Source organism: Azospirillum sp. TSH20 (genome assembly GCF_003115935.1).
Classification (GTDB): Bacteria; Pseudomonadota; Alphaproteobacteria; order Azospirillales; family Azospirillaceae; genus Azospirillum.
The window spans coordinates 93,138-118,869 of record NZ_LGQU01000096.1 but is presented as its reverse complement, the minus strand read 5'-3'; the positions used below and the strand labels follow the sequence as shown (position 1 = coordinate 118,869).

The window sequence follows — 25,732 nt, the reverse complement described above, 5'->3', positions numbered from 1 at the left end:
GACCGCTGCCGTACCTTGCGGGAGGCATTCAGCCGAGACCGCGCTGCCATTTCAGAAAGAGTCCGTGATGGCCGATCACAGCAAAACTCGCACCGCGTTCTCCGACCTGCACAAGGACGGCTGCTTCGTCATTCCCAACCCTTGGGATATCGGCAGCGCCATGATGCTGAAACATCTCGGGTTCCGCGCACTGGCCTCCACCTCGGCAGGATTTGCCTTTTCGCGGGGGCTTCCCGATGCTGATTGGGCGGTGTCTTGCGCAGACATGCTGTCCCACATCGCCGACATCGTTCAGGCGACCGATCTGCCGGTGAATGCCGACTTCGAATCCGGCTATGCCCATGACGTCGAGGGGCTGGCCCGCAACGTGCGGCTCTGCGCCGAAACCGGCGTGGCCGGCCTGTCCGTGGAGGACGCCACCGGCGATCCATCAAAGCCGCTGTACGATTTTTCCCACGGCGTCGAGCGTATCGCGGCGGCGGCGGAGTCGCTGCGAGGCACGGGCGTTCTCCTGACCGCCCGCTGCGAAGCCGTGCTGGTCGATCATTCGGCGGCCGTCGAGGAGGTGCTGCGCCGGCTGCCTGCCTACGCGGCGGCGGGGGCTGACGTCCTGTATGCGCCGGGCCTGCGGAATCCGAGCGTGATAAAGGCGGCGGTCGATGCTGTGGGACCCAAGCCGCTCAACCTGCTTGTCTCCTCGCCGATCGGTCTGTCGGTGCAGCAGATTGCCGAATTGGGCGTGCGACGGATCAGCCTTGGAAGCGCACTCAGCCGCGCGGCGTGGGGCGGCTTTCTCCGGGCGGCGCGGATGTTGGCCGATCATGGGCGTTTCGATGCCCTTTCCGAAGCCGAGCCGTTCGACACACTCAACGGTTTCTTCCGGACACACGGCCGTAGCCCCGATTGAGTGTGTCGCAATTGTGGGGCACCACTCGAACGTTTGCCCGTTGTCAGGCGCATCCCTTGGTCAGGTGAACCAGTAGCGGGTGAGGTGGAAGAACAGCGGCGCCGAGAACACGATGGAGTCGAGGCGGTCGAGGACGCCGCCATGCCCCTCGATCATGGTGCCCCAATCCTTGACCCCGAGGTCGCGCTTCATCGCCGACAGGACGAAGCCGCCGAAGAATCCGGCGATCACGATGATCAGCGACATTCCCGCCGCCTGGAGCGGCGAGAAGGGCGTGATGACGTGCAGCCCGGTGCCGATGGCGACGGCGGTCAGCCCGCCGCCGACCAGCCCTTCCACCGTCTTGGACGGACTGATGCCGGGCGACAGCCGGGTCTTGCCCCACAGCTTGCCGAAGACGTACTGGAAGACGTCGCTCAACTGCGCCACCGTCATCAGGTACAGCAGCAGCAGGGCGCTGGGCAGCTGGTAGCCGGGGATGTCGAGCCACAGCAGGGCCGGCGCGTGGCTGGTGCAATAGACCGCCAGCATCAGCCCCCACTGCGCCTTTGCGGTGCGGGTCAGGAAGTCGGTGGGGTCGGCGCCCAGCACCGACAGCGACGGCAGTGCCATGAACACATAGACCGGGATGAAGATCGAGAACAGCCCGTACCAGCCGATCCCGATCAGCCAGTATTGCAGCGGCACGACCACGAAGAAGGACAGGAACAGCCCGGCATGATCGCCGCGCCGGGTCGGCGTCAGCGTAATGAACTCACGCAGCGCCAGATAGGAGAGCAGGGTGAACAGGACCAGCGTTACCACGCTGCCCAGCAGCATCGCCGCGGCAAACAGCGCCACCATCACCCACCAGGAACGGATGCGGGCGTTCAGGTTGCGCACCGTGTCGCGTCCGGCCGGCGTCTGGACGCGGTAGGCCAGGACGGTGCCGATCAGGGTGGCGACGACCAGCAGGCCAAGGGCAGCGCCCGACAGCCAGAGGAACAGCGGTTCGGTGGTCGTGAAAACAGTCATCACTGAGTTCATCACGCTGCTCATCGGGTGGTCCGTTGGTCAGAGGGCTGGGGGTTGGCCTGGGAGCCGGATTGGGAGTTGGACTGAGAGGCGGACTGCGAGCCGGGCCGGGACAGCGACACCAGCGCGGCGCGCGCCCGCTCCAGGAATGCCGCCTTGTCCTCGCCCTCGACCGGTTCCAGCGGCGCGCCGAAGCGCATGGTGCAGATCAGCGGCACCAGCAGCGGCATGCCTTTCGGCATCACGCGGTGCAGGTTCTCGATGAAGACGGGCACCAGTTCGGCATTTGGCACACGTTGGGAGAGATGGAAGAGACCGCTCTTGAACGGCGCCACGGTGCCGTCGCCGCGCGTGCCTTCGGGAAAGAGGATCAGCGACTGCCCGCTTTCCAGCACCGCCGCCATGGCATCCATCACCTCCGCGGTCGCCTTGCCGGTGCGGTCGACCAGCAGCGCGTTCAGGCATCCCACCGCCACCGCGCGGCGCAGTGCCGAGCCGCCCCAATAGTCGAGCGCCGCCACCGGATGCGTGCGCGCCCGCAGCTTCGCCGGCAGGGCCGCCATGACGGCCAGCGTGTCGAGATGGCTGGTGTGGTTGGCGAAATAGATGCGCGGAACGTCTGCGGGAGCACTGCCTTCCCAGCTTGCGCGGGCACCGACCAGCAGGCGGGTCAACCCCAGCAAACCATGGCGGAGCGCCGGTTGGAAAAGAGCGTTCATGACCGGGCCTCCGGTTGATGGGCTTCCAGATGTTGGGCGTTCAGGCGGCGGGCGACGCCGAGTGTGCGCGTCGCGACGGTCAGCAGGCTTCCGGCCATGATGATCCAGGCCGCCGCAAGCAGGCTGTAGCTCGTGCCCCACAGCGCATGCTCGACCGCCTGGGCGAGCAGGGCGACGGTGAGGGCGGCCATGCGTCGCTGCTTGGCCATCACGCCGCCGAAATCCTGCGCCAGCCCCAAGGCGCCGCCGAAAGTGCGGACATAGGCGGTCATCGTGGCGGCAAGCGCCGCGGCCCAGCCGAGCCAGGGCAGGCCGGCGGCGTAGCCCAGCGGCACCAGGAAGGCGGTGTCGGCGACACGGTCGGGAATCTCGTTATAGAGCGCGCCGACCGGCGATCCCTTGCCGCCTTCCACCGCGACCATGCCGTCGAGCAGGTTGCACACGAGGCGCAACTGGACGCACAGCGCGGCGCCGATCCAGGCCAGGACACCGCCCTGCAGCAGAAGGACGCCGCCGATTGCCGCCCACACCGCCGACAGCAGCGAGATCTGGTTGGGGGACACCGGCGTCGTGGTCAGCCACGCCGCCAGCCGTTGCGCCCAGCGGGCCGACCGGGTGGCGATGGGGCGCCGGTCGGCGGCAGACTTGGCGGCGGCAGTTTTGGCGGCGGTTGCGGAGGTCTCCATCATGCAGGCTCCTTGGCTGCGGCGTCCGCGGCAAACCGCGTCACGGCCGGATAATCGGTCTTGCCGGTGCCCAGAAGCGGGACGGCGTCGATGCGCAGGATATCGCGCGGAATGGCGATTTCGGGCGCTCCCCGGCTGCGTGCGGTAGCGACCAGCGCATCGCGGGCCAGGACGACGCTGGTGGTCGCCAGCACGATCCGCTCGCCGCGCTTGGCATCGGGCAGGGTGACGGCGGCATGCGTGGCGTCAGGATCGGCGAGGCACGCCAATTCTTCGACGAGGCCGAGCGGGATCATCTCGCCCGCCACCTTGGCGAAGCGCTTGACCCGGCCGACGATGCGGATGAAGCCGTCGGCGTCGATCTCGACGATGTCGCCGGTGTCGTGCCAGCCATCGGCCGGCGGCTGGATCACGCCCGGACGGTCGGCATGCAGGTAGCCCTTCATCACGTTCGGCCCGCGCACCCGCAACCGCCCGCCGGCGTCGACGCCGGGCACCGGCACCAGTTCGGTCTCGATGCCGGGCAGGGCTTGTCCGACGCTGCCGGAGCGGAAGCGGGCCGGGGTGTTGACGGCGATCACCGGCGCGGTCTCGGTGGTGCCGTAGCCTTCCAGCAGATGGACGCGCAGCCGTTCGGTGTAGACGCGCCGCGTCTCGTCCTGCAGCCGCTCGGCCCCGGCGAAGACGAGGCGCAGCGAGCGGTAGTCGTAGGGGTCGGCGGACCGCGCCCAGGCGTTCAGGAAAAAGTCGGTGCCGAACAGGACGGTGGCGTTGGTCTGGTAGACCAGTTCCGGGATCAGCCGAACATGGCGCGGGTTGGGGTAGAGCACCGTCTTCACGCCGTTCAGGATCGGCAGCAGCATGCCGCCGGTCAGGCCGAACGAGTGGAAGACCGGCAGGCAGTTGAACACCACATCCTGACGGTTGAAGTCCACCACCGACGCCACCTGCGCCATGTTGGCGAGCAGGTTGCCATGGCTGAGGGCCACGCCCTTCGGCGGTCCCTCCGACCCGGAGGTGAACAGGATGGCGGCGATGTCGTCGCCGCTGCCCTGCGGCGGCAGCAGCCGTTCCGGCGCGACCAGTGCCGCCAGGGCGCGCAGCTTGTCGTCCAGCCGCAGCCCGCGCTTGACCTCTTCCAGATGGATGATGGCGTGGTCGGCGGCCAGCGCCTCGACCAGCGCGCCGAGGCGGGCCTTCTCGATGAATTGGGCGGAGGTGACGATCCGGCGCACCCCGGCGGCGCGGCAGGCGGCCTTCACCGCATCTGGACCGGCGGTGAAGTTCAGCATGGCGGCCGGCCGGCCATGGGCGGCGAGGCCGAAGAACACCGCCGCCGTCGGCGAGGCAGTCGGTAGCAGCACGCCCACCGGCTCATCCGCCTGCGTACCGCGCGTCAGGATGCGGCCGAGCACCAGGGCGCGGGCTGCCAGCGCACGATAGGACAGGGTGGAGAAATCGCCGTCCTGGACGGCATCCTCCCGTGCCCCGGACTTGCGGCGGGCGTCGAGCAGGGCCAGCATCAGCGTTTCCTGCCGCGGGCGGGCGGCGAAGACGCTCTCCGTCATCACGCGGGACAGCCAGGACTTCAGGGCGGCACGCCGCTTCTTACCGACCAGACCGTCAACCTCGGGAGTCATGACCGGCGGCAGAACGGTGATGGTGATGCGCGGGAACAGGCCGAGCCGCAGCCGGCCCTTCATCCGCGACAGGACCGAGCGCTGGGCGCCCTCGATGCAGACCGGCACCACCGGGCAGCGGGCCTTGTCGGCCATCATGCCGGGGCCGCCGTTGATCTTCATCAGCGACCCGGTGACGGTGATCCGCCCTTCCGGAAAGACGCAGACCTTGTCGCCGTCGGCAAGCGCACGGGCCAGGATTCGGGTGCCGAGCGGGTTGGTCGGGTCGATCGTGACATGGTCGGCGATCGCCAGGAACGGCTTGACCAGCGGATGCTTGGCGATGTGGGTGTCGACCGCGAAGCGCATGCCCGGCAGGAAGGCGGCGAGCAGAGCGCCGTCCAAGAAGGACTGGTGGTTCGGCGTCACCACGGCGGCGCCGTCGAGACCGTCCAGATGCTCCGCCCCGCGGACCTCGACACGGAAGGCCAGCCGGAACAGGCCGCGGAAGACCACGCGCATCAGCGCCTGCGCATCGACGGCGAGCGTCATCACCACGGCGACCACCATGCTGGCGCCGCCCACCGACGCGACCGTCAGCGGCGAGACACCCAGCGCCAGCATCCCGGCGGCGACGGCCGAGCCGGCCACCATGTAGAGCGCGTTGACCACATTGGCGGTAGCGATGACGCGGGCGCGGGTTCCCGCCGCCGCCCGGTACTGGATCAGCGCATAGAGCGGAACGGCAAAGGCCCCGCCGGCGGCGGCGATGACGAACAGGTCGGCCAGCAGCGGCAACGCCCAGGGCTGGGCCAGCAGCGCCAGCGGCGTAAGCGGCTCCGCCGCCGGGGCGACCGGTGTCAACAGAGGTAGGACGGCGCCTGCCATGGCGGCGACCAGACCGGCCAGCGCGGCGTGGCCAGCGTCGGCGGTGGACGGCGTGCGGTGGCTAAGGCCGGCGAACACCGAGCCGGCGGCCACACCGATGGCGAACACCGCCAGCAGCAGGGTTGCGCCACCGCTGTCGGTTCCCAGCGTCTCGCGGGCGATGGACGGGAATTGCGCCATCACCACCGCGCCGACGCCCCAGAACACCGAGATGCCGTGGATCGCCCGCATTGACGCCCTGTCGCCGGCGACTGAGCGCAGCACCCGCACCGTCACCGACAGCGGGTTGAGGCCGACATGCACCGCCGGGTCGGCATTGCCGGCGCGCGGGATGAACAGCGACGCGGCCAGACCCAGCACCGCGGAAGCGCCCAGCATACCCGGCACCGCCCAGGGGTGGAGCAGGGCCAGCGAGCCGCCGGCGATGGTGCCCAGCAAGATGGCGACGAAGGTTCCGGCTTCGACCAGACCGTTGGCGGCGGTCAGTTCGGACGGCTCGAGCAGGTCGGGCAGCAGGCCGTATTTGACCGGCCCGAACAGCGTCGAATGGGCACCCATGCCGACCAGCGCGATGATCAGGACCGGCAGGTCGGCGGCGACGATGCCCCAGGAGGCCATCGCCATCAGCCCGATTTCCGCCAGCTTGACGATGCGGGCGATCAGCGTCCGGTCGTAGCGGTCGGCCAGCTGGCCGGCGGTGGCGGACAGCAGCAGGAAGGGCAGGGTGAAGGCGCCCGCCGCCAGGGTCGAAATCATCGCCCCGCTCAGCGCGCCCTCGCCGGACACGCCATACACCGCCAGCACCGCGATGGCGCCGCGCAGGACATTGTCGCCGAAGGCGCCGAGGAACTGTGCCAGGAACAGCGGCAGGAAGCGCCGCGACGCGAGAAGGGATGACGCGTTCATTGTCCGGCTCCGGTCCTGGCGGTGGGGGTTGCGATGCCGGTGAGGATCGCGTCGGCAATCGGGTCGGCGAGGCTGGAGAGCGGTGCCGTCTGCCGGCCGTAGACCTGCGACTGCACGTTCAGCACGATGGCGCCGATGACGATGTGGGACAGCGCATCACGGTCGGCCGGCACGATGCTGCCCTCCGCGATCCCATCGGCGACGATGCCGCAGATCACGTCGACCGGCGTCTCCTGGCCCCTGGGCACCAGGGGCAGCGATTCATGCTGCGACAGCAGGAGAAAACGGGTGCGGTCGGGAGCCGCCTCCGCCAGATGGAAAGCGTGGCGGATGACCCGCCGCAGCCGCTCCGGCGCCGGACCTTGGCCCGCCGCGTCCCGCAGGCTTTGCGACATGGCCGTGTATTCCGCCGCGAACAGGTCGGCCGCCAGCTCCTCCTTGCTCGGCCAATGGCGGTAGAGCGCTCCCTCCGACACCCCGGCGGAACGGGCGATGTCGCGGACCGTCGTCGCCTTCACCCCTTTCTGGGCGAACAGCGCGATGGCGGCATCGCGGACCTTGTGGCGAACATCGGTGGACATGACGCCTCCATGTGAATGAATGTTCACTCACAAGGTGACGACGCCATTTTACGGGCGCAATGACGAAAAAGTATAGGTCGCGGCGCGCCGGTCCTAGCCCATGGATATACCGCTTATGAGCCGCAGCGCTCTGCCCCCCGCCATCCCGATCCGTCCTTGTCGAACGCCCAGGAACGATGCAACGCTAGGGGGTGGCGATGCAACGTTGGATGAAGGTATGACGCCAATTCTCCAGTCTCTGACAACCCTTCCGTCATATTTGCTCTTCGCTGTCGTGATGCTGGGGTTCCTGCTGCTGTTCATCCTGGCTTACACCGCCGTCACCCCCTATCGCGATCTGGCCCTGGTCCGTCAGGGGAATACGACCGCGGCCCTGACCCTGGGCGGCGCCATGATCGGCTTCGCCCTGCCGTTGACGAGCGTCGCCTCCCACACCACCAGCATCGTCGATCTGGCGGTGTGGGGTGTGATCGCGCTGGTGTCGCAGCTTCTGGTCTACGTCACCGGTTCGCGCGTGCTGCTGCCGGATTTCCGGGCCGGTGTCGAAGCCGACCGCACCGCTTACGGTATCTTGCTTGCCAGCCTGTCCATAGCGGTCGGGCTGCTGAACTACGGCTCGCTGACCTATTGATCCGAGGAAAGGCTTTCCGATGAAGCGCTCGCGCACCGTGGCGGCCCTGCTGCTGGGCGGCATCAGCCCGGTCTTGTTCGCTTGCGGCGATGACGGCCCTGAAGAGGCGACCGTCTATCCCTCCGTCGAAGCCTGCACTGCCGAGAAGCCGGCAAGCGACTGTGCCGAGGCCTTTGCCGCTGCGCGCGAAGAGCATCTGGCGGGCGCACCCCGTTTCTCCAGCCGGGAGGCCTGCGAAGCGGAGATGGGCGATGGTGCCTGCACTCCGGCAAATGAAGGCGTGGGAAGCGGCACGGGGAACGTCTTCGTTCCGGCACTGGTCGGCTTCATGATCGGCCGCAGCCTGACCGGCGGTTACGCCCAGCCGGTCTATTTCGACCGTCAGGGTTACGCCCGCAGCGGCAACACCCGGATCGCCGAGACACCGCTCCCGCCGCAGCGCCGGGACGAGATTCGCCAGGGCAGCGGGGGCGTGGCTTCCAGTTCCGGTTCCTACTACCGGCCGGGTTCGGGCAACGCGGGCAAGTCCTTCTCGGTCACCACGAGCGGGCGCAGCGCCGGGTTCGGCTCAACCGGTTCGTCGCGCGGCTTTTCGGGGAGCTGAGGCTATGGAGCGCGTCCCGACAGCCCCCCGCCCGCAGTGGCAGACCAAGCTCGACGAGATCGGCTTTCCCTTCCACACCGATGCCGACGGCACGGCCTACTGGGACGAAAGCGCTTACTGGCGCTTCTCCCTCGCCGAAATCGAGACGCTGGAGGCCGCCGCCGAGGAGGTTTACCGGCTGTGCGAGGACGCGGTCGGCCATGTCGTGACGCGCGGTCTTTACGAGGCGGTCGGACTTCCCCCTTGGGCGGCTCCCGCCATCGAGGCAAGCTGGGCGGAGCGCGGGGGGCGGGACATGGCGCTCTACGCCCGTTTCGACTTCGCCTGGGACGGCAAGGGCGGGGCGCCGAAGGCGCTGGAGTTGAATGCGGAAACGCCGACTTCGCTTTATGAGACCGCCGTCGCCCAATGGTGCTGGCTTCAGGACGTCCATCCGGACGCCGACCAGTTCAACAGCCTGGAGGAGGCCCTGGTCGAGCGCTGGCAGGCGCGGATGCAGGTGTTTCCCGCCCTGGCATCTCCCACTATGGCATCGCAGGCCGAGGCGGTGCATTTCGCCTGCCTGATGCCGCATCCGGAGGACGAGGCGACCATCGCCTATCTCCAGACCCTGGCGCTGCGCGCCGGCATGACCACCAAGGCGATGCCGATCCAGGCGATCCGCTACGACGACGCCTCCGGCTGTTTTCTGGATGAGGCCGGTCTGCCGATCCGGCACCTGATGAAGCTGTATCCCTGGGACTGGATGATCCGGGAGACGACCGGCCGTGAACTGGTGACCGCCGCCGCTCAAGGGCGGATCCGGATGATCGAGCCGGCCTGGAAGATGTTGATGGCGTCGAAGGGGCTGTTCGCCCTGCTGTGGGAACTGAACCCTGGCCACCCTAACCTGTTGCCGACGGCCCTCGACCGCACCGGCTTTCCGGCTGGGAGCATGGTGGTGGCGAAGCCGCTGCTCGGCCGCGAGGGCAGCAACGTCAGCATCGCCACCCTCGACGCCGCCGGCTTCCCGGTCGGCCAGCCGATTGCGCAGACCGAAGGGCCCTATGTCGACGAGGGCTGGGTCTATCAGGCCTTCACGCCGCTGGCGGAGGCCGATGGCAACCATGCCGTCCTCGGCGTGTGGATGGCCGGCGACAAGGCCTGCGGTCTGGGAATCCGCGAGGACCGCGCCCTGATCACCGGCAACACCAGCCGCTTCGTCCCGCACATGATCGCGCCGACCTGACGGCGCTTGCGGTCACGCGCCGCGGAAGACAAGCTCGTCGGCGATGATGGCGCCGCTCGCCTGCATCAGATACAGCCCGATGTGGTGGGCGACCGCCTGCGGGTGGGCCGCGGTGTCGGGCAGGCCGAGGCTGCGGGTGGTGGCGAGCGGCAGATCGTAGGTGGCGCATCCCGGCTCATACACGACGATCTCGCGCAGCGGTCCGGTCATGCCGTGGTTGCGCGCCGACAGCAGAGCCTGCACCGCCTGAAGCACGCAGATGTCGGTGCAGATGCCGTCCACAACAAGCGTCTCGATGCCGTTGGCGGCGATCCAGTCGAACAGCCGGTTCCGCCCGCTCGAGAGGTCGGTCGTCCCGACCACGCCATTGATGCAGTCCTTGCGCATCAGCGTGACGCCGGGGGCGCCGTCCAGCCAGGACAACGCCTCGACCAGATTCTCCTCACCGGTGCCGGCCTCGCAGTGGGGCGGGTAGGGGTATTCGGGTTTGCCCGATTCATGGGTGTCGAGGAACACCGCGATGGGATAGCCTGCCGAGAGGAACAGCCGGTCGGTGCGGTCGATCTCGGCGATCATGCGGCTGACCTGGGCATTGGCGACCGGCGGCGCCAGATTGCCGCCGCCGATGGCGGCGAACCCGTTCACCGGATCGACGTCGAGCTTCCCAACCCGTTTGCCGGCCAGCGAAACGCTGGTGCTTCGCACCGGCAGGGCGGCGGCGACGGCCTCCAGAGCGGCGCCGGGGCCAATGGCGGGGCTGATAATGGACTCGGTCATGGCTTCTCTCCTCCGGTTCAGACCAGCACCGGGACGTTGGCGACGCCCTCGGTGCCGAAGATGGCACGATAGCGGGCGACTTCGGAGGCCGGCCCGGTGGCCTTCTCGTAATTGTCGCTGAGCTTCACGGCTCCCTTCCAGGCGCCATCGACCTCGACCGCGGTCACCTTGCAGACGAGGCTCAGCGGATCGAGCCCCTGGCCGTTGCGCGGGTGGCAGTTCCGGAAATCCGAGGTCAGCAGGGTGCCCCAGCCATAACCGTCGCGGATGCGGCCACCGAAGGTTTGGTGAAGCTTCACGATATCCTCGACATCCAGCCCGTCGCTGAACAGGACGCGCTTCTCGCGGGGATCGCGGCCGTGCCGTTCGAGCCAGGCGATGTATTCCTCGCCCGCCGTCACCGGCTCCTTGCTATCCACCCGCATTCCGGTCCAGTCCGCCACCCAGTCCGGCGCGTCCTTCAGGAACTGGGTCGATCCGAAGGTATCCGGCAGGAAAACCAGCATCGCGCCGCCATAGGTCTCCTGCCACAGCCGCAGCACATCGTACTGCGCCACCTGCAGGTCGTCGTCGTTCCGCGCCAGTGCCGCAACCGTCGTCGGCAACTCGTGGGCGTTGGTGCCGATGGCCTCCAGATCGTGCTTCATGGCGAGATGGGTGTTGGAGGTGCCGATGAAGCGCGGGCCGAGTTCGGCCGCCATCGTCTCCACGACATATTCCTGCCAGAGGAAGCTGTGCCGCCGCCGCGTGCCGAAATCGGAAAGGCTGAGGTCCTCGAGCGGGCGCAACCGCTCGATCTTGTCCCACAGGCGCACCTTGGCGCGGGCGTAGAGGATGTCGAGTTCGGTCTCGGTCATGCTGGCGAGCGCGGCGCGCGTCTTCAACTCGTTGATGACGCTGAGGGCGTAGATCTCCCACATCGTCGTCATTGCCCACGACCCTTCGAAATCCAGGCGCCACTGGCCGTCCTCCTCCGACAGCCGGTAGTCGGGCAGGGCGAAGTCGTCGGCGAGCCAAGCGACGAACTCGGGCCGGAAGATCCCGCGCTGCCCATAGAAGGTGTTGCCTTGCAGCCAGACCGCCTCGGACCGCTTCAGGCGCAGCGAGCGCACATTGTCGAGCTGGCGGCGCAGTTCGGCCTCGTCAATGATCCGGGCCAACTTCACCGAGCGGGTGCGGTTGATCAGGCTGAAGCGGACCTTCACGTCGCGGAAATGCCGCCAGATGAATTGCAGCATCGCCAGCTTGTACCAGTCGGTGTCGAGCAGAGACCGGACGATGAAGTCGGTGGCGAAATTGTGGTTGTGGGCGCGGCTGCTGAAATTGACGAGCATGGCTGAAACCTCCTGTTCTCGCTGACCGGGTCACAGCCCGTAATGGTTGGTGACCGGCAGACGCCAGCCCGGCCCATAGGTCCGTTCGGTGACGACGACGCCCGGAGGGCTCTGGTCGCGCTTGTACTGCGCACGCGCCGTCATGCGGGCGATGCGCTCGGCATAGGCGGTGGAAATCGGCTGGCCGACGGCAGCGCTCGCCAGTTCGGCGGCACGGTCCGCCCCATTCAGACCCTCGACCATGGTCGCGAGCACCGCGTCAAGATGCTCGTAGGCGCCCAGCGCCTGCTCGTCTGTCTGCCCCTCGCGCAGTTCGGCGCTCGGCGGCTTGGCGATGATGCGGTCCGGCATCACGGCCCCTTGCGGGCCGAGCAGGCCTTCGGCGCGGTGCGTGTTGCGCCAGCGTGCCAGACGGAAGACGACCGTCTTGTAGACGTCCTTCAGCACCGAATAGCCGCCGCACATGTCGCCGTAGAGGGTCGCATAGCCCACACTCATCTCGCTCTTGTTGCCGGTGCTCAGCACCATCAGCCCAAGCCGGTTGGACAGGGCCATCAGGGTCATGCCGCGCGCCCTCGCCTGGACATTCTCCAACGTGGTGTCCGCCACCGGCACCGGCAGGTCATTGAAGACCGGAGCGAGCATGCCGTCGAAGGCGGCCATCGCCGGCGCGATCGGCACGGTGAGCAGGCGGGTGCCGAGCAGGGTGGCGGCCCGTTCGGCATCCTCCATGCTCTCCGCCGAGGTATAGGGCGACGGCATGCGCACCGGCAGCACGCGCCCGGCGCCAAGCGCGTCCACCGCGACGGCGGCCGACAAAGCACTGTCGATGCCGCCCGACATGCCGAGCACCACACCGGGAAAACCGTTCTTGTTCACATAGTCGCGCAAGCCCAGCACCAACGCCTGGTACATGGCCTCGGTCTCCTCGGGGTAACCGTTCGGCAGCATGCCGAGCACGTCGCCGCGCCGCAGAGCGACGGCTCCGTCCTCGCCGCGCTCCAGCGTGATGTCGAACTCGCATTCCCGGAAGCCGGCCTGGGCGATCACCAGCCCGGCCCGGTCCATCACATAGCTTCCCCCATCGAACACCAGGCTGTCCTGTCCGCCGATCTGATTGACGTAGAGGACGGCCAAGCCGGTGGCCTTGACCGTGCGCCGGCCGATGGCGAGCCGCACCGCCTGCTTTCCGGTCCTGAAATGCGAGCCGTTCGGTACGATCAGCACCTCTGCCCCTTCGGCCGCCAGGGACTGGGCGACCTTGCCGTGCCAGAAATCCTCGCAGATGGCGATGCCCAAGCGGAAGCCGCGGAAATCGACGGGCGAGGGCAGCGGGCCGGGGGCGAAAACCCGCTTCTCGTCATAGACCTCGTCGTTTGGAAGCGTGTGCTTGAGCACGATCTTCATCGAACCGTCGGTCTCGATGAGAAAGGCTGCGTTGTGGGGCAGGGCGGCGCCGTCGAGCGGACCGCCGACCAGCACCGCCGGTCCGCCGTCGCCCCGCATCTCGCCGGCCAGCGCGTCGAGCGCCGTGCGGAAATCGCGCCGAAAGCCCGGACGCAGCACCAGATCCTGAAGCGGATAGCCGGTGCCGAAACATTCGCTGAACACCAGCAGGTCGGCCTTGCCGCGGTACTGCTCGCGGCGGCGGCGGATGATGGCGAAGTTATCCTGGAGGGCGCCGACCGTGGGGTTGGCCTGGACGCAGACGATGCGCAGAGTGGTGGACGGAGTGGTTGACATGGCAAAGCTCCTTTGCCGAATGCCGCCGGTCTGTCCGGCGGGCTTGGTCGTCATGCTGGATTGCAGCGCCGGATGGACACCGCACTCAGTTGTTGGACAACGCGATCAGTGTTTGGATGATATGGAAGTGATCCTCGAACATCTGTTCGGGATCGATTTCCGCGATCGGCATCCAGCGGGCCGATTTGGCGTCGTCACCGCCACGCACCTTGGGAAAGCCTTCGTCGGTGGGCTTGAGCTGGATGAGGAAGGCTTGAGTCACCGTGCGCCCGCGCGTCGAGCGGTAGGGGTGATCGAAGATCTGGCTGGCGCGGATGCCGCCCTCCAGAAAGCCCGCTGGAATTTTGAGCTTCGTCTCCTCTCGCAACTCGCGGATCATGGCGTCCTTGATCCGCTCATGCTGGCCGACGAAGCCTCCGGGCAGTGCCAGCAAACCGCGTCCCGGCAGGCCCCGGCGTTCGACCAGCAGAACGTGACCGGACAGGACCACCACGGCATCGGCGGTCAGAAAGGTCGGAGGGTAAGGTGCGTTGGCCCAGCCTGCCTTATATTTGGCGATATAGGCGCTTTCCTCGGCCAGCCGCTTGTACTCGTCGGTGCGTGCGAACTCCGCCATGAAGGCGGTGACATTCGCGGGCAATGCCTCTTTCCATGCCTCCAGCGCCGCCGCCGCGTCGGCGAAATAGGCGTCGCGGATGGGCGTGGCCGAAATCCCCCGGCAGTTCATGCATTCCACGGCGCCCCATTGCGGGAACATGCGCAGATAGTAGCTGCTGTGGTCCTTCGAATGACCGATCAGGCCAACCCTTGGGGTGGAGCCATCGGCAGGCCGGTGATGCTGCACGACGACACCATGCACCGCGGCCTGGACATCGCGGATCCATTCCAGGTCGTTGTAGCGGTCGATGAGGGGAAGCACCGTGATGCGCTCGCACTCTTCCGGTGTGAAGGCGTCTGCTATGCAGGAGCGCACCTCTTCGAAGCGGAAGGGATTCCGGTGGCTGCGCGCCTGACGCGACGATCCGACCAGCACGATCAGATGGCGCCCCAGCGACAAAGCCCGCTGCATGACGGTGAGATGGCCGATATGGAACGGGCGGAAGCGGCCGACGAAAATTAGAAAATCGTATGCCAAGGCGCTATCCGCTCTGGTGGCCAGGGCGCCTTGGGCATTGGGAACCGCGGTCTTCCTCGGCAACGACAGGGTGCCGGACTCGCGTCCGGTGCTGTTGGTAGAAACCATGCTCAGCAAGCTCCTTGCTGAAAGAACGCCGCAGTCTATCTGCGGCACAAGAACGATACGGTCATGGCGGAGGTTTCTCAAGATCCTCGTGCGTGCTCTTTTGGAGCAATGCCTTCGGCAGCGTTTGGCTGGAGATGGTGCACGGGGCCGGGATTCCCGAGGCTCCCGATTCTTGAGAGATGACGTCATCAGACGAAAAGCGGCACCGCCCAAATACGTTCTTCACCGGCGACGGCCAGCATCGGAACCTGAGCTTTGGCGGCCGGTTCTGCCGGACTTTCGCATTGCGGGCGAAAACGGCCACCTTGGCACCTTCGATCAAGCCGCCTTGCGCGATTCGTCACGGTGATCCGCATCGGCGGCCGGCCGGCCGGCCAGCGTATCGGCGAAGCCGTGGTTCACGTCGCGATGGTTGGCCTCGTCATTGCGGACGGCGAGCACGACATCGCGCAGGGTGGCGGTTTCCGGAAGCTGCCAGTAATCGATGGCAAGGCGCGGGGCCGGCGGGTTCGCATGTCGGCCGGCGTCGATTTCAGCGAGGTAGCCGGTGTAGCTGATGACCGCTTCCTCTTCGAAATAGCCGACCACCCGGTGGGCCGTCTGCGGCGAGATCAGGTACAGCAGGAAGAAAGCGTTGTAGAAAGCCCCCTGGGTCAGCAGGATCAGGACGCGTTCCAGCCAGTTCGGCTTCGCCACCTCGATGAAGGTCATCAGGTGCATGCGTTCATTCTCGGCCTCGTCGAGCAAGGTGTGAATCCAGCCCTGGTCATGCTGCATGCGGCGCAGGCAGCGCAGATGCTGCAGTGTGGCGCCGACCATGCCCGGAACCGCCGCCACCGTTTCCAGGACGATGGCGCGATGTCCATAGCGCTTGGCGAAGAAGGTGTCGGCCAGCAGGCGCAGCACCTTGGTGAAGCCCAGCGCAATGCGGTCACTGACGTTGCGAGGCGTATGATGCGTGGTGAGGATGAAGGTATTCATGATCTGAGCTCCTCGGCTCCAGTGCGCCGGTACGCTCTGTCGGCGGTTGTCGACGGCGTCCACAGCGTGACGTGTCAGGTGCATTGAGCGTGTCGCCGTTGGCGCCGGCCGCTTGATGCTGTGGATATAATATGCTCAAAAAATATATCTTTAAGAGCGGACAGATTGTCGCACTTGGCGTCGGGAGCTGGATGGATATCCAGAATGCGCGGTTGAATGGAGCGAAGTGCTGCAGCCGTCAATGAGGCTTGTGAGCAGGTCGCACGGCAACGTGATGGCCGGCGATATAAATCATTCATATCCTATGAATGTTATGGTCGTTATCTCAGTCCCGACGCCGCATCCAAGCTCAATGTCCGATGCTCTGCGTCCCGCCTGGGGATGACGGACGATTCATTTGGATCGCGACGTGCGTGTCGAGGTCCGGGCATTGAACCGGTCCTGCATCCAGTGTGCAATTTTGTCGGAGAATTCCGCCGGTGCCTTTAGGCTGAATGTATTGGCGACACTGGCAAGTGTCTCCTTGGCCAATTCCGCCCGCATCGCCTTTTCCGCGCGCAGCATCACCGCATGCACCGCACAGACACCGGATGTCGCCCAGGAGGGCGGTCGCTCCCCGAACACGGCGCAGCGACCGCGGATTTCCTGGCAATCGAAAAGCGGCTTGTCGCCTTCGATCGCATCGACGATGTCCAGAAAGGTGATGTCCTCCGGCGCTTTGGCCAGCCGATAGCCGCCGCGCACGCCTTCGCTGGCCATGACGAGTCCGGCCTTTTCGAGCTTCGGGAAAATCTTGGCCAGAAAGGACGACGAGATGCCCTGCAGTTCGGCCAGGTCACGGCTGCTCAGTGGCTGGTTGCCCGATGAGACCAGCCAGAGAAGGCAGTGAATGCCGTACTCGACGCTGACGGTGAGATGTGCCATGGCCGGTTCCGATAGAAAATGGGGAACAGGGACACTAATAATCCGCGTTTAAAAGCGCAAGCCATCCCTGTTCCGCAACTTCCCCGTCACTTATTGTCCAGCGTGGTCAGCTCCGTGTCGGCGGTGTCCACCACGAAGACCGCAAGGAGCTTCGCCGGCTTGGTGTCGCTGGCGTTGGCGCTGACCCCATGATGGTCGCCCGGCAGTTCGGTGAAGTTCTCGCCCACCCGATAGGTTTTGGTCGGGCCGTCATTGACCTTGCTGCGGATCGCCCCTTCCAGCACGGTGGCGTAGATGAGCGCCGACTTCGCATGGGTATGGGCAGGCGAATAGCCGCCCGGACCATATTCGACCAGCACGCCCTTGACGCTCTTGCCAGGCACGTCGGGCAGTGCGTGTTCGTAGACCAAGGTCACCTTGGCATTTTTCGACTGGGGGGTATCGGCGAGCGCCGTGGCGAACGGCAGGGTCACGAACAAGAGGGGGGCGATAAAGCGCTTCATGGGTCTGCTCCTTCAGCAATCGAGGGGTTTTGATTGGACGCCGGGTAGCGACGCCTTGGGCCGGAAAGTCGATCAGGCGCCGGCCTTGGACCGTTCGAACCAGTCGGTCAGGCTGATCCGGCCGAGGCGGGCCGGGCCGGTGGGGACCAGGGAAAATTCGGTGACGCTGCCGCCGAAATAGCGAGCTGCCGGATCGCCGACGGCGTTGCGGCGGTCGCCCACTGCCTTGAGATAACGGCCGATGATGTCGGCGAAGGGACCGCGGTCCGGACCGGCGATGTCGATGCGTCCGTTGAGCGGCTGCGCCAGGGCGGTCTCGGCCAGAATGGTGGCCACATCGTCCGCGGCAATCGGCTGGAACTGCACCGGCGCCAGCCGCACCGTGTCGCCATCGGCATGGCCATCGGCGATGCCGGCGAGGAATTCCAGGAACTGGGTGGCGCGGACGATGGTGTAGGGGATGCCGGACTGCGCGATCAGCCGTTCCTGTTCCACCTTGGCACGGAAATAGCCGAGGTCGGCGACGCTGTCGGTGCCGACGATCGACAGGGTGACATGGTGGCGGACACCGGCCTTCGCTTCGGCCGCGGCCAGATTGCCGCCGGAGGTCCGGAAGAAGTCAGTTACGACCTTTTCGTCGAAGGACGGGGCATTGGACACGTCGACGACGGCCGCAGCGCCGGCCAGCGCCTCGGCCAGTCCCTCGCCGGTGACGGTGTTCACGCCCTTGCTGGGCGAGGCGGCCACGACCTCATGGCCGCTGGCGCTCAGGATGGCGACAAGCTTGGAACCGATCAGCCCCGTTCCACCGATGACGACGATTTTCATGAGTCCCTCTCCTGTCCGACGGGCATCCGGTGCCCGATTGAAAAGCCGGAAATGGCGGCGGGCGTTCGAAGCTTGCGGATCACCGCGATCCGGCTGCCCATCCAATAACGCAGACAGTATCAGTCCGCGTTTCTCCGCACAAGCGGAAAACGAAGACTATCTTTGTCCGCGTTTAGGCGACCGAGTGGCGAAGCCGCCTGTGGGACCGTTCAGTCCTGGTGCGGGGGCAATCCGTCGGGTCCGGCTCCCGACCGCGCGGAGGAGGGGTCGAAGGGGTTCAGCCATTCGCGATGCCGGGCGAAATGCACGGCCAGCAGGTCGATGAAGGTTCTCACCTTGGTGGACAGGTGATCGCGGTGCGGATAGATGGCGTTGATGGCGAACTCCACCGGCCGGTGGTCCGGCAGCAGCCGGCATAGGGCTCCGCTGCGCAAAGCGTCCAGTACGATAAAGCTGGGCAGCAGCAGCAGACCCTCGCCGCTCAAGGCGACCAGCAGCAGGGTTTCCGCGCTGTTGGTCACCAGATTGCCCGACACCCGAGCCGACAGGTCCGACTGGTCCGGGCCGGTGAAACGCCACTCATTGCCGAATGGGTAATGGCTGTAGCGCAGGCAATTATGGTTCGCCAGATCCTCCAGGCTTTCGGGAGCGCCGTGCTTTTCGAGATAGGCCGGCGCCGCGCACAGCACATGCCGCCAGGGCGTCAGCCGCCGGCAGATCAGGCTGGTGTTCTGCGGCTGCAACGGGTGCACCGCCAGGTCAAATCCTTCGTCCACGATGTCCACCGAAGCCTCGCCGATGGTCAACTCCACCGAAATCGCCGGGTAGCGCGTGACGAAGTCGCCAATCACCGGCGCGATGAAGCGGGCGAGGTGCGTGCCGATGTGAAGGCGCAGGGTGCCCCGTGGCGTCGCGTTCAGCGCCACGGCCAGCTCGTCGGCGGCCTCCAGCTCGGCGAGGATGGTGATGCAGCGGTCGTAATAAGCCCGACCGGCATCGGTCAGGCTGACCCGCCGCGTGGTCCGGTTCAGCAGGCGGACCGCCAGCCGGTCCTCAAGCGCCTGGACATGGTTGCTCACCATGGTGACGGACAGGTTCAGCCGCCGCGCCGCCGCGGAAAAGCCGCCGCACTCCACCACCCGCACAAAGGCCGTCAAGCTCGTCAGCCGGTCCATGCGCACCCCCGCCGCCTTGGTTCGCCGCGATTATCAACTCACGCCGGATAATCTTTCCAGCCTTTCCCAAATTCTCAACCGGCATCCCCGCACCCATCCTGACATCGCGGTCCGGGACGGCCACGGCTCCCGGAAATACCTCGGAAAAGGATGGGTGCCATGGTTGAACTCACTCACGGCAAAGAGGCCGGAGCGGCGCCTGCCGCGCTCGGCACGGGCAAGGCGTTTAAGCGCATGGCGCTGGCGCTGGTTCTCCTCGGTGGCGTCGCCGCGGCCGGCAACATCGGCTATCGCTACTGGACCATTGGGCGGCATCTGGAAAGCACCGACGACGCCTATGTCAAAGCCGATCATACAGTGATCGCGCCCAAGGTGTCCGGCTATGTCGCCGAAGTGCTGGTGCAGGACAACCAGAGTGTTGTTGCCGGCCAGCCGCTCGCGCGGATCGACGACCGTGATTTCCGCGTCGCACTGGACCAGGCACGGGCGGACCTGGAGACGACGGAGGCGGCGATCCGCAACCTGGACGCCCAGATCGTGCTGCAGCGGTCGCTGATCGAGCAGGAGAAGGCCGACGTGGCGGCGAGCGAGGTCGCCCTTGCTTTCGCGCAGAAGGAAAACGCACGCTACAGCAACCTGATGCGGACCGGCTACGGCACGACCCAGCGGGCGCAGCAGGCGGAATCGACCCTGGGTCAAGCGCGGGCCAAGGTGAACGGCGACCGCGCCGCTCTGGCCGCCGCCGAAAACAAGATCGCGGTGCTGGTCACCGAGCGCGGCAAGGCCGTGGCACAGCGCGACCGCAGCCACAGCGCGCTGGAGCAGGCGCGGCTGAACCTGTCCTACACGGTCATCGCCGCCCCGATCTCCGGTACGGTCGGCGCCCGCTCGCTGCGGGTCGGGCAGTATGTGCAGAGCGGCACGCAGTTGATGGCCGTGGTGCCGCTGCAGGCGGTCTATGTCGTCGCGAACTTCAAGGAAACTCAGCTGACCCACGTCCATGCCGGGCAGCCGGTGGAGATCGCGGTGGACGGCTTTCCCGGTGTCGAGCTGAAGGGCCATGTCGACAGCCTGTCCCCGGCCAGCGGGCTGGAATTCGCCCTGCTGCCGCCGGACAACGCAACCGGGAACTTCACCAAGATCGTGCAGCGCATCCCCGTGAGGATCGTCCTGGATCCCGGCCCGCTGTCGGGTCTGCTGCGCCCCGGCATGTCGGTCGAGCCGACCATCGACACCCGCGAAGCGGCGACGCCTGCAGGCTGAGCCCCCCTCTGGGCAAAGGATCAAGACCATGTCCACTCTTGCCGCATCCGGCCCGGTCGGTGCCGCCACCACCCGGAACTGGCTTGCCGTGACCGGCTCGACACTGGGCGCGTTCATGGCGGTGCTTAACATCCAGATCGTCAACGCCTCGCTCGCCGACATCCAGGGCGCCATCGGCGCCGGCATCGACGACGGAGGCTGGATCTCCACCGCCTATCTGGTGGCCGAGATCATCGTGATCCCCTTGAGCGGCTGGCTGGCGCAGGTCTTCTCCGTCCGCCGCTACCTGCTGACCAACGCGGTGCTGTTTCTCGTCTTCTCCGTCCTCTGCGCCTTTGCCGCGAACCTGGAGCAGATGATCATCCTGCGCGCGATCCAGGGATTCAGCGGCGGCGTCCTGATCCCGATGGCCTTCACCATCATCATCACGCTTCTGCCCAAGGCGCAGCAGTCGATCGGGCTCGCCCTGTTCGCCCTGTCGGCGACCTTCGCCCCGGCGATCGGACCGACCATCGGCGGCTATCTGACGGAAAACTGGGGCTGGCAGTACATCTTCTATGTCAATCTGATCCCCGGAGCCGTGATGGTCGGCCTGCTGGCCTTGTCGCTTGACCCCGCGCCCATGAAGCTCGACCTGCTGAAGACGGGCGACTGGCCTGGAATAATCACGATGGCGGTGGGGCTTGGCACATTGCAGACTGTGCTGGAGGAGGGCAACAAGGAGGATTGGTTCGGCTCCCCCTTCATCCTGCGGCTGAGCATCGTGGCGGCGGTCTCGCTGGGGCTGTTCCTGTGGATCGAGCTGCGCAGCGCCCGGCCGCTGCTGAACCTTCGGCTGCTGGTGCGTCGCAATTTCGGCTTCGGCATCCTGGCGAATTTCATGCTGGGCGTGGCGCTCTACGGGTCGGTCTTCGTGCTGCCCGTCTACCTGTCGCGCATCCAGGGCTACAACGCCGAACAGATCGGCGGCGTGCTGGCCTGGACCGGGCTGCCGCAGCTTCTGCTGATCCCGCTGGTTCCGCGCCTGATGAAGCGGTTCGATGCGCGGCTGCTGATCGCCGTCGGCTTTGCGCTCTTCGCCGGCAGCGCCTTCATGAACATCGCCATGACCGTCTCTTACGCCGCAGACCAACTGCTGGTCCCCAACATCGTGCGCGCCGTCGGGCAGGCGCTGGTCTTCGCGCCGTTGTCCGCGGTGGCGACCGCCGGGATTGAGAAGGAGAACGCAGGCTCGGCCTCCGGCCTGTTCAACATGATGCGGAACCTGGGAGGCGCCGTCGGCATCGCCTTGCTGCAGACCTTCCTGACGAAACGCGAGCAGTTCCATTCCAACATCCTGTCGCACGCGGTTTCGCTGTTCGAGCCGGCGACCGTCGCCCGCATCGAGCAGTTGACCCGGTACTTCCAGTCGCATGGCATCACCGACCCGCTCGACGCCGGGCGCCGTGCCTATGTCGCCATCGGCGCCGTGGTGCGCAAACAGGCTTTCGTCATGGCGTTCAGTGATGCATTTTTCCTGCTGGGCGCCGCCCTGCTGGTCGCCTTGTTCGCGACCCTGCTCCTGAAGAAGCCCGACCATTTGGGCGGGGGCGGTGCCCATTGAACCGCGGCTTCTGCCGGCGTTCCGTCCCGACGGACTGGGACGGTCGATTGCAGGTTTTAAGAAGCACGACTATATTGATGTAGAATTTATACAGGTTTGGTCGGCGATGCGCTTGTCGAGCTATACGGATTATGCGCTGCGCCTGCTCATGTACCTCGCGGTCCGGCAGGAGGGGTTGCCGACCATCAGCGAGGTTGCGCAGGTGTATGGCATTTCAAAAAACCACCTGATGAAGGTGGCGAACGATCTCGGGCGTGGCGGCTATATCGAAACCGTGAGGGGACGGAACGGCGGGCTGCGCCTCGGTCGTCCGGCCGAGCAGATCCGGATCGGCGACGTTGTCCGTTACACCGAAGAGGACATGGCCATCGTCGACTGCATGGGCGCGCTTCAGGACCCGCCTCTTTGTCGACTGAGTCCGGCCTGCAACTTGCGCAGCGCTCTGCATGAGGCATTGCAGGCCTTCCTGGCTGTCCTGGACGACTATAGCTTGGCCGACATCGTCCGCCATCGCCGCAGCATGGCATCCATGCTCGGCCTGCCGCAGCCCCCTGTCCTCCATACCCTCGGGCAGGGGGCCGCGAAGCAAGAGTCGTGACCATCAGGCGGCTTCGGGCTCTTGGCCAGCGTCGGCTGCGAACTCATGGGCATCCGCATTATCGACATCCAGCCGGGAAGGCCCGTGCCACTTCTGCGGTCAAGCCCTGGTCAGGCTTTGCCGATGTCCACCACGGCCTGGGCGAAGGCCAGTGGCGCCTCCTGCGGCAGGTTGTGGCCGATGCCGCCGGTGATCAGCCGATGCTCGTACCGGCCGGTGAACTTCGCACGGTACATGTCCGGTGAGGGGTGCGGCGCGCCGTTGGCGCCGCCTTCCATGGTGATCGTCGGAACCTTGATGGTCGGGAAGGCCGCCAGCGCCCGTTCAAGTGCGTCATACTGCGCCTCCCCCTCCGCAAGGCCGAGCCGCCAGCGGTAGTTGTGGATACTGATGTCGACATGGTCCGGGTTGTCGAGGGAGGCCGCGGAGCGTTCGAACGTGGCGTCGTCGAACGCCCAGTTCGGGGAGGCCAGTTGCCAGATGAGCCGGGCGAAGTCATGCGTATACTTCGCATAACCGGCGCGGCCGCGGTCGGTGGCGAAGTAATACTGATACCACCATTGCAACTCCGCCTTGGGAGGCAGAGGCGCCCGGTTGAGGTCCTGGCTGCCGATCAGATAGCCGCTGACCGACACCATGGCATTGCAGCGCTCCGGCCAGAGTGCGGCCATGATGTTCGCCGTCCTGGCCCCCCAATCGTAGCCGGCGAGGATTGCGGTCTTTATCTTCAGTGCATCCATCAGGGCGATCATGTCGGCGGCGATGGCCGCCTGCTGGCCGTTGCGCGGCGTTGCGGCGGACAGGAAGCGCGTCGTGCCATAGCCGCGCAGGTGGGGGATGATGACGCGGTAGCCGGCCGCCGCCAGGATGGGTGCCACATCCACATAGCTGTGGATGTCGTAGGGCCAGCCGTGCAGGAGGAGGACCACCGGTCCATCGGCGGGACCATCCTCGGCATAGCCGATGTTGAGCGGTCCGGCATCGATCTGCTTCAAGGATTTAAAGCCTGTGGGCGAGGAAGAGCCCGCCGTCGGCCGGGCCGCGGGTGGTTCCGCTGCCTGCGCCCGCCCCATCCCCAGTCCGAGGCCGGCCGCCGCCGCTGCAAGGGTTGCCGTGCCGATGAAGCGCCGCCGCCCGTGGTCGACCAGGGCCGTGCCGGCGGTTTCCGTCTCCAGTTTCCGTGCCATCTATCTCTCCCGAGATGCGTTCATTCGTGGCCGCAACATGAGATGCCGATGTATCCCCCGCATGTCCGGCCATGGGGCATGGTGAAAGCGTCTGTACCGTTCGGCCCATCGGATACAGTGGGATACAAAGTCCCGATGGAGGTGAACGTCCCGACCCTGTCGCGGATCGGTCATGCCGGCAGAGGCTATGGGCCGTCGCCTTCCGCTGAGCCGAGTCTCAACCGCCGTTCGATGCCGATGTTGGCCATGAAGGTCTCGTCATGGCTGACCAGCAGGATGGCGCCGTCGTAGGATCTCAGTCCCGCCTCCATGGCTTCGACAGAGTCAACGTCCAAGTGGTTGGTCGGCTCGTCCAGGATCAGCAGCGCCGGTGGCCGCGGCCCGCCCAGCGCGCAGGCGAGGCCGGCGCGCAGCATCTGGCCGCCGCTCAGCGTTCTCACCTGTTGCAGGGCCGCGTCCGCCCGGAACAGGAAGCGTGCGAGTGCCGCCCGGCAGGCATTGTCGGTTGCGCCGGGATTGAGGCGCCGGAAGTTGTCAAGGATCGACGCATCGGGATCGAGGATGCCGACGCGCTGGTCCAGCATGGCGAAGTCGACGGCGACCGAAACCGTCCCCCGCATCGGCCCGATCCCGCCGGCGATCAGCGTCACCAGCGTCGTCTTGCCCGAACCGTTCGGTCCGACGATGGCGACCCGTTCCGGCCCCTCCATGGTGAAGGACAGATCGCGGATGATCGGATTCTCTGGGTCGTGGCCGGTGGTGACACCGTCCAGCCGCAGGACGGTCCTGTTGGCCGGAACGCCGGTGGGCGGCAGCGCAACCGAGAGGTCCTGCATGATCTCGATGCGGGACCGCGCCGAGGCGAGTGCGGCCTGGGCCTCCGCCCGCTGGCGGTCGGCCAGTTTGGCGCCGGCACCCCGGCTTGCCTCGGCATTGCTCTTGCGTCCGCCCAGCAGGATGCGGGGCATGTCGCCTTGCGCCGCCTTCCGTGACCCGGCCGCATCGCGCCGGTCCTGCCGTTCCGCCGCGCGTTGCGCTTTGCGCCGGACCTCGGCCGCCTGCTTTTCCGCGTGGGCCAGATCCTGTTGAGCGGCTTCCAGTTCCGTCGCCTTGCGCTCGCGATAGCGCGTCCAGTTGCCGCCATAACGGGCGGCACCCAGCGAGGTCAGTTCGACGATGGCGTCCATCCGGTCGAGTAGCTCGCGGTCATGGCTGACCACGATCGCTCCGGTCCGCCAGCCGGCGAGGAGGGCAATCACCGCCTCGCGGCCGGAGCGGTCGAGGTTGTTGGTTGGCTCGTCGAGCAGCAGGAAATCCGGTGCGGCGAAGATCGCCGCAGCGAGGCTGGCGCGGGTCCGCTGGCCGCCAGAGAGTTCCGTCAGCCGGGTCTCGGGACCGGCATCAAGCCCGACGCGGGCCAGGGCGGCGGCGATGCGCTCTGCCAGCGTCCAGTCGGCGTCCGCCAGTTCCTCCACGCTTGCGGCCCCAGCCTCGGCGCGGCGCAGGAGGGCGAGCGCCCCGGTCACGCCGAACAGAGCAGCCACCGTTTCCCGTTCGCCGGGTCGGACCGTCTGTTTCAGCAGGCCGAGCGTGCCGGTGACCCGGACGGTGCCGGCGAGCGGCTGAAGTTCTCCCGTGATGAGTTTCAGGAGGGTCGATTTGCCGACACCGTTCCGTCCGATGAGGCCGGTGCGCTCTTGCCCGAAATTCAGCTCGACACCGGTCAGGACGCTGTGCCCGTCGGGCGTGGCCCAACTGATCCGGGATAGGGAGATTGATGCCATGCGTCG

23 protein-coding genes are annotated in these 25,732 nt (G+C 66.6%); 7 read left to right on the top strand and 16 right to left on the bottom strand.

The window, feature by feature from the left end; genetic code table 11:
* Positions 1-67: 67 nt before the first annotated feature.
* Positions 68-907: an isocitrate lyase/phosphoenolpyruvate mutase family protein gene (locus TSH20_RS24315; RefSeq protein ID WP_109155705.1), complete on the top strand. Its 840-nt coding sequence runs from the start codon at positions 68-70 to the stop codon at positions 905-907.
* A gap of 60 nt (positions 908-967) precedes the next feature.
* On the opposite strand, the gene TSH20_RS24310 is transcribed toward TSH20_RS24315, so the two are convergent.
* The 5 genes from TSH20_RS24310 to TSH20_RS24290 are packed head-to-tail and all read right to left on the bottom strand — an operon-like array spanning position 968 to position 7,320.
* Positions 968-1,921 (bottom strand): phosphatidate cytidylyltransferase, encoded by a 954-nt coding sequence (locus TSH20_RS24310; RefSeq protein ID WP_109155792.1) that lies wholly within the window; start codon positions 1,919-1,921, stop codon positions 968-970.
* A gap of 20 nt (positions 1,922-1,941) precedes the next feature.
* The gene (locus TSH20_RS24305) at positions 1,942-2,640 is read right to left on the bottom strand and encodes a lysophospholipid acyltransferase family protein (protein ID WP_109155706.1); all 699 of its coding nucleotides are present in this window, start codon (positions 2,638-2,640) and stop codon (positions 1,942-1,944) included.
* The gene (locus TSH20_RS24300; RefSeq protein ID WP_247871131.1) at positions 2,637-3,329 is read right to left on the bottom strand and encodes a CDP-alcohol phosphatidyltransferase family protein; all 693 of its coding nucleotides are present in this window, start codon (positions 3,327-3,329) and stop codon (positions 2,637-2,639) included. Before TSH20_RS24300 ends, TSH20_RS24305 begins: the two co-directional genes overlap by 4 nt.
* A complete protein-coding gene (locus TSH20_RS24295; RefSeq protein ID WP_109155708.1) occupies positions 3,326-6,739 on the bottom strand; it encodes an acyl-[ACP]--phospholipid O-acyltransferase in 3,414 nt (1,137 codons plus the stop codon). Before TSH20_RS24295 ends, TSH20_RS24300 begins: the two co-directional genes overlap by 4 nt.
* A complete protein-coding gene (locus TSH20_RS24290) occupies positions 6,736-7,320 on the bottom strand; it encodes a TetR/AcrR family transcriptional regulator (RefSeq protein WP_169054899.1) in 585 nt (194 codons plus the stop codon). Before TSH20_RS24290 ends, TSH20_RS24295 begins: the two co-directional genes overlap by 4 nt.
* Positions 7,321-7,597: 277 nt before the next feature.
* Between TSH20_RS24290 and TSH20_RS24285 the strand changes: the two genes are divergently transcribed.
* The 3 genes from TSH20_RS24285 to TSH20_RS24275 are packed head-to-tail and all read left to right on the top strand — an operon-like array spanning position 7,598 to position 9,783.
* The gene (locus tag TSH20_RS24285; protein ID WP_247871132.1) at positions 7,598-7,951 is read left to right on the top strand and encodes a DUF350 domain-containing protein; all 354 of its coding nucleotides are present in this window, start codon (positions 7,598-7,600) and stop codon (positions 7,949-7,951) included.
* A gap of 19 nt (positions 7,952-7,970) precedes the next feature.
* Positions 7,971-8,555: a DUF1190 domain-containing protein gene (locus tag TSH20_RS24280; RefSeq protein ID WP_109155711.1), complete on the top strand. Its 585-nt coding sequence runs from the start codon at positions 7,971-7,973 to the stop codon at positions 8,553-8,555.
* Positions 8,556-8,559: 4 nt separating this feature from the next.
* Positions 8,560-9,783 carry a glutathionylspermidine synthase family protein gene (locus TSH20_RS24275; RefSeq protein WP_109155712.1) on the top strand — a complete coding sequence of 408 codons (1,224 nt, stop codon included), beginning with the start codon at positions 8,560-8,562 and terminating at the stop codon, positions 9,781-9,783.
* A 12-nt stretch (positions 9,784-9,795) separates the two neighbouring features.
* Here TSH20_RS24275 and TSH20_RS24270 read toward each other — a convergent pair whose 3' ends face one another.
* The 9 genes from TSH20_RS24270 to TSH20_RS24230 all read right to left on the bottom strand — a co-directional run bounded on the left by TSH20_RS24270 (position 9,796) and on the right by TSH20_RS24230 (position 19,291).
* Positions 9,796-10,560, bottom strand: coding sequence for an isochorismatase family protein (locus tag TSH20_RS24270; RefSeq protein WP_109155713.1), 765 nt, complete (start codon positions 10,558-10,560; stop codon positions 9,796-9,798).
* 17 nt (positions 10,561-10,577) lie between these two features.
* Positions 10,578-11,894, bottom strand: coding sequence for a nicotinate phosphoribosyltransferase (locus TSH20_RS24265; RefSeq protein ID WP_109155714.1), 1,317 nt, complete (start codon positions 11,892-11,894; stop codon positions 10,578-10,580).
* Between the two features lie 30 nt (positions 11,895-11,924).
* On the bottom strand, positions 11,925-13,637 hold the full coding sequence (locus TSH20_RS24260) for an NAD+ synthase (RefSeq protein ID WP_109155715.1): 1,713 nt from the start codon (positions 13,635-13,637) through the stop codon (positions 11,925-11,927).
* An 85-nt stretch (positions 13,638-13,722) separates the two neighbouring features.
* The gene (locus TSH20_RS24255) at positions 13,723-14,880 is read right to left on the bottom strand and encodes a bifunctional nicotinamide-nucleotide adenylyltransferase/Nudix hydroxylase (RefSeq protein ID WP_109155716.1); all 1,158 of its coding nucleotides are present in this window, start codon (positions 14,878-14,880) and stop codon (positions 13,723-13,725) included.
* Between the two features lie 318 nt (positions 14,881-15,198).
* Positions 15,199-15,861, bottom strand: a complete 663-nt coding sequence (locus TSH20_RS24250) for an alternative oxidase (RefSeq protein ID WP_109155717.1) — start codon at positions 15,859-15,861, stop codon at positions 15,199-15,201.
* 393 nt (positions 15,862-16,254) lie between these two features.
* Entirely contained in the window at positions 16,255-16,785 is a 531-nt protein-coding gene (locus TSH20_RS24245; RefSeq protein WP_109155718.1) for an Rrf2 family transcriptional regulator, read from the bottom strand.
* Between the two features lie 86 nt (positions 16,786-16,871).
* Entirely contained in the window at positions 16,872-17,288 is a 417-nt protein-coding gene (locus TSH20_RS24240) for a cupin domain-containing protein (RefSeq protein ID WP_109155719.1), read from the bottom strand.
* Positions 17,289-17,360: 72 nt separating this feature from the next.
* Positions 17,361-18,116: an SDR family oxidoreductase gene (locus TSH20_RS24235; protein ID WP_109155720.1), complete on the bottom strand. Its 756-nt coding sequence runs from the start codon at positions 18,114-18,116 to the stop codon at positions 17,361-17,363.
* A gap of 209 nt (positions 18,117-18,325) precedes the next feature.
* Entirely contained in the window at positions 18,326-19,291 is a 966-nt protein-coding gene (locus tag TSH20_RS24230; protein ID WP_109155721.1) for a LysR family transcriptional regulator, read from the bottom strand.
* Positions 19,292-19,450: 159 nt separating this feature from the next.
* On the opposite strand from TSH20_RS24230, the gene TSH20_RS24225 reads away from it, so the two are divergent.
* From TSH20_RS24225 to TSH20_RS24215, 3 genes are read left to right on the top strand one after another with little or no spacing between them, the layout of a single operon-like run.
* Complete coding sequence (locus TSH20_RS24225) at positions 19,451-20,554, top strand: HlyD family secretion protein (RefSeq protein WP_247871133.1); 1,104 nt, start codon at positions 19,451-19,453, stop codon at positions 20,552-20,554.
* A 28-nt stretch (positions 20,555-20,582) separates the two neighbouring features.
* On the top strand, positions 20,583-22,157 hold the full coding sequence (locus TSH20_RS24220; RefSeq protein ID WP_109155723.1) for an MDR family MFS transporter: 1,575 nt from the start codon (positions 20,583-20,585) through the stop codon (positions 22,155-22,157).
* Positions 22,147-22,755, top strand: a complete 609-nt coding sequence (locus TSH20_RS24215; protein WP_348770450.1) for an Rrf2 family transcriptional regulator — start codon at positions 22,147-22,149, stop codon at positions 22,753-22,755. The genes TSH20_RS24220 and TSH20_RS24215 overlap by 11 nt, the downstream gene beginning before the upstream one ends.
* Before the next feature lie 110 nt (positions 22,756-22,865).
* Here the strand turns inward: TSH20_RS24215 and TSH20_RS24210 are convergent, their stop codons facing one another.
* A complete protein-coding gene (locus tag TSH20_RS24210; protein ID WP_109155725.1) occupies positions 22,866-23,942 on the bottom strand; it encodes an alpha/beta hydrolase in 1,077 nt (358 codons plus the stop codon).
* 185 nt (positions 23,943-24,127) lie between these two features.
* Positions 24,128-25,726, bottom strand: coding sequence for an ABC-F family ATP-binding cassette domain-containing protein (locus tag TSH20_RS24205; protein WP_109155726.1), 1,599 nt, complete (start codon positions 25,724-25,726; stop codon positions 24,128-24,130).
* Between the last annotated feature and the right edge of the window lie 6 nt (positions 25,727-25,732).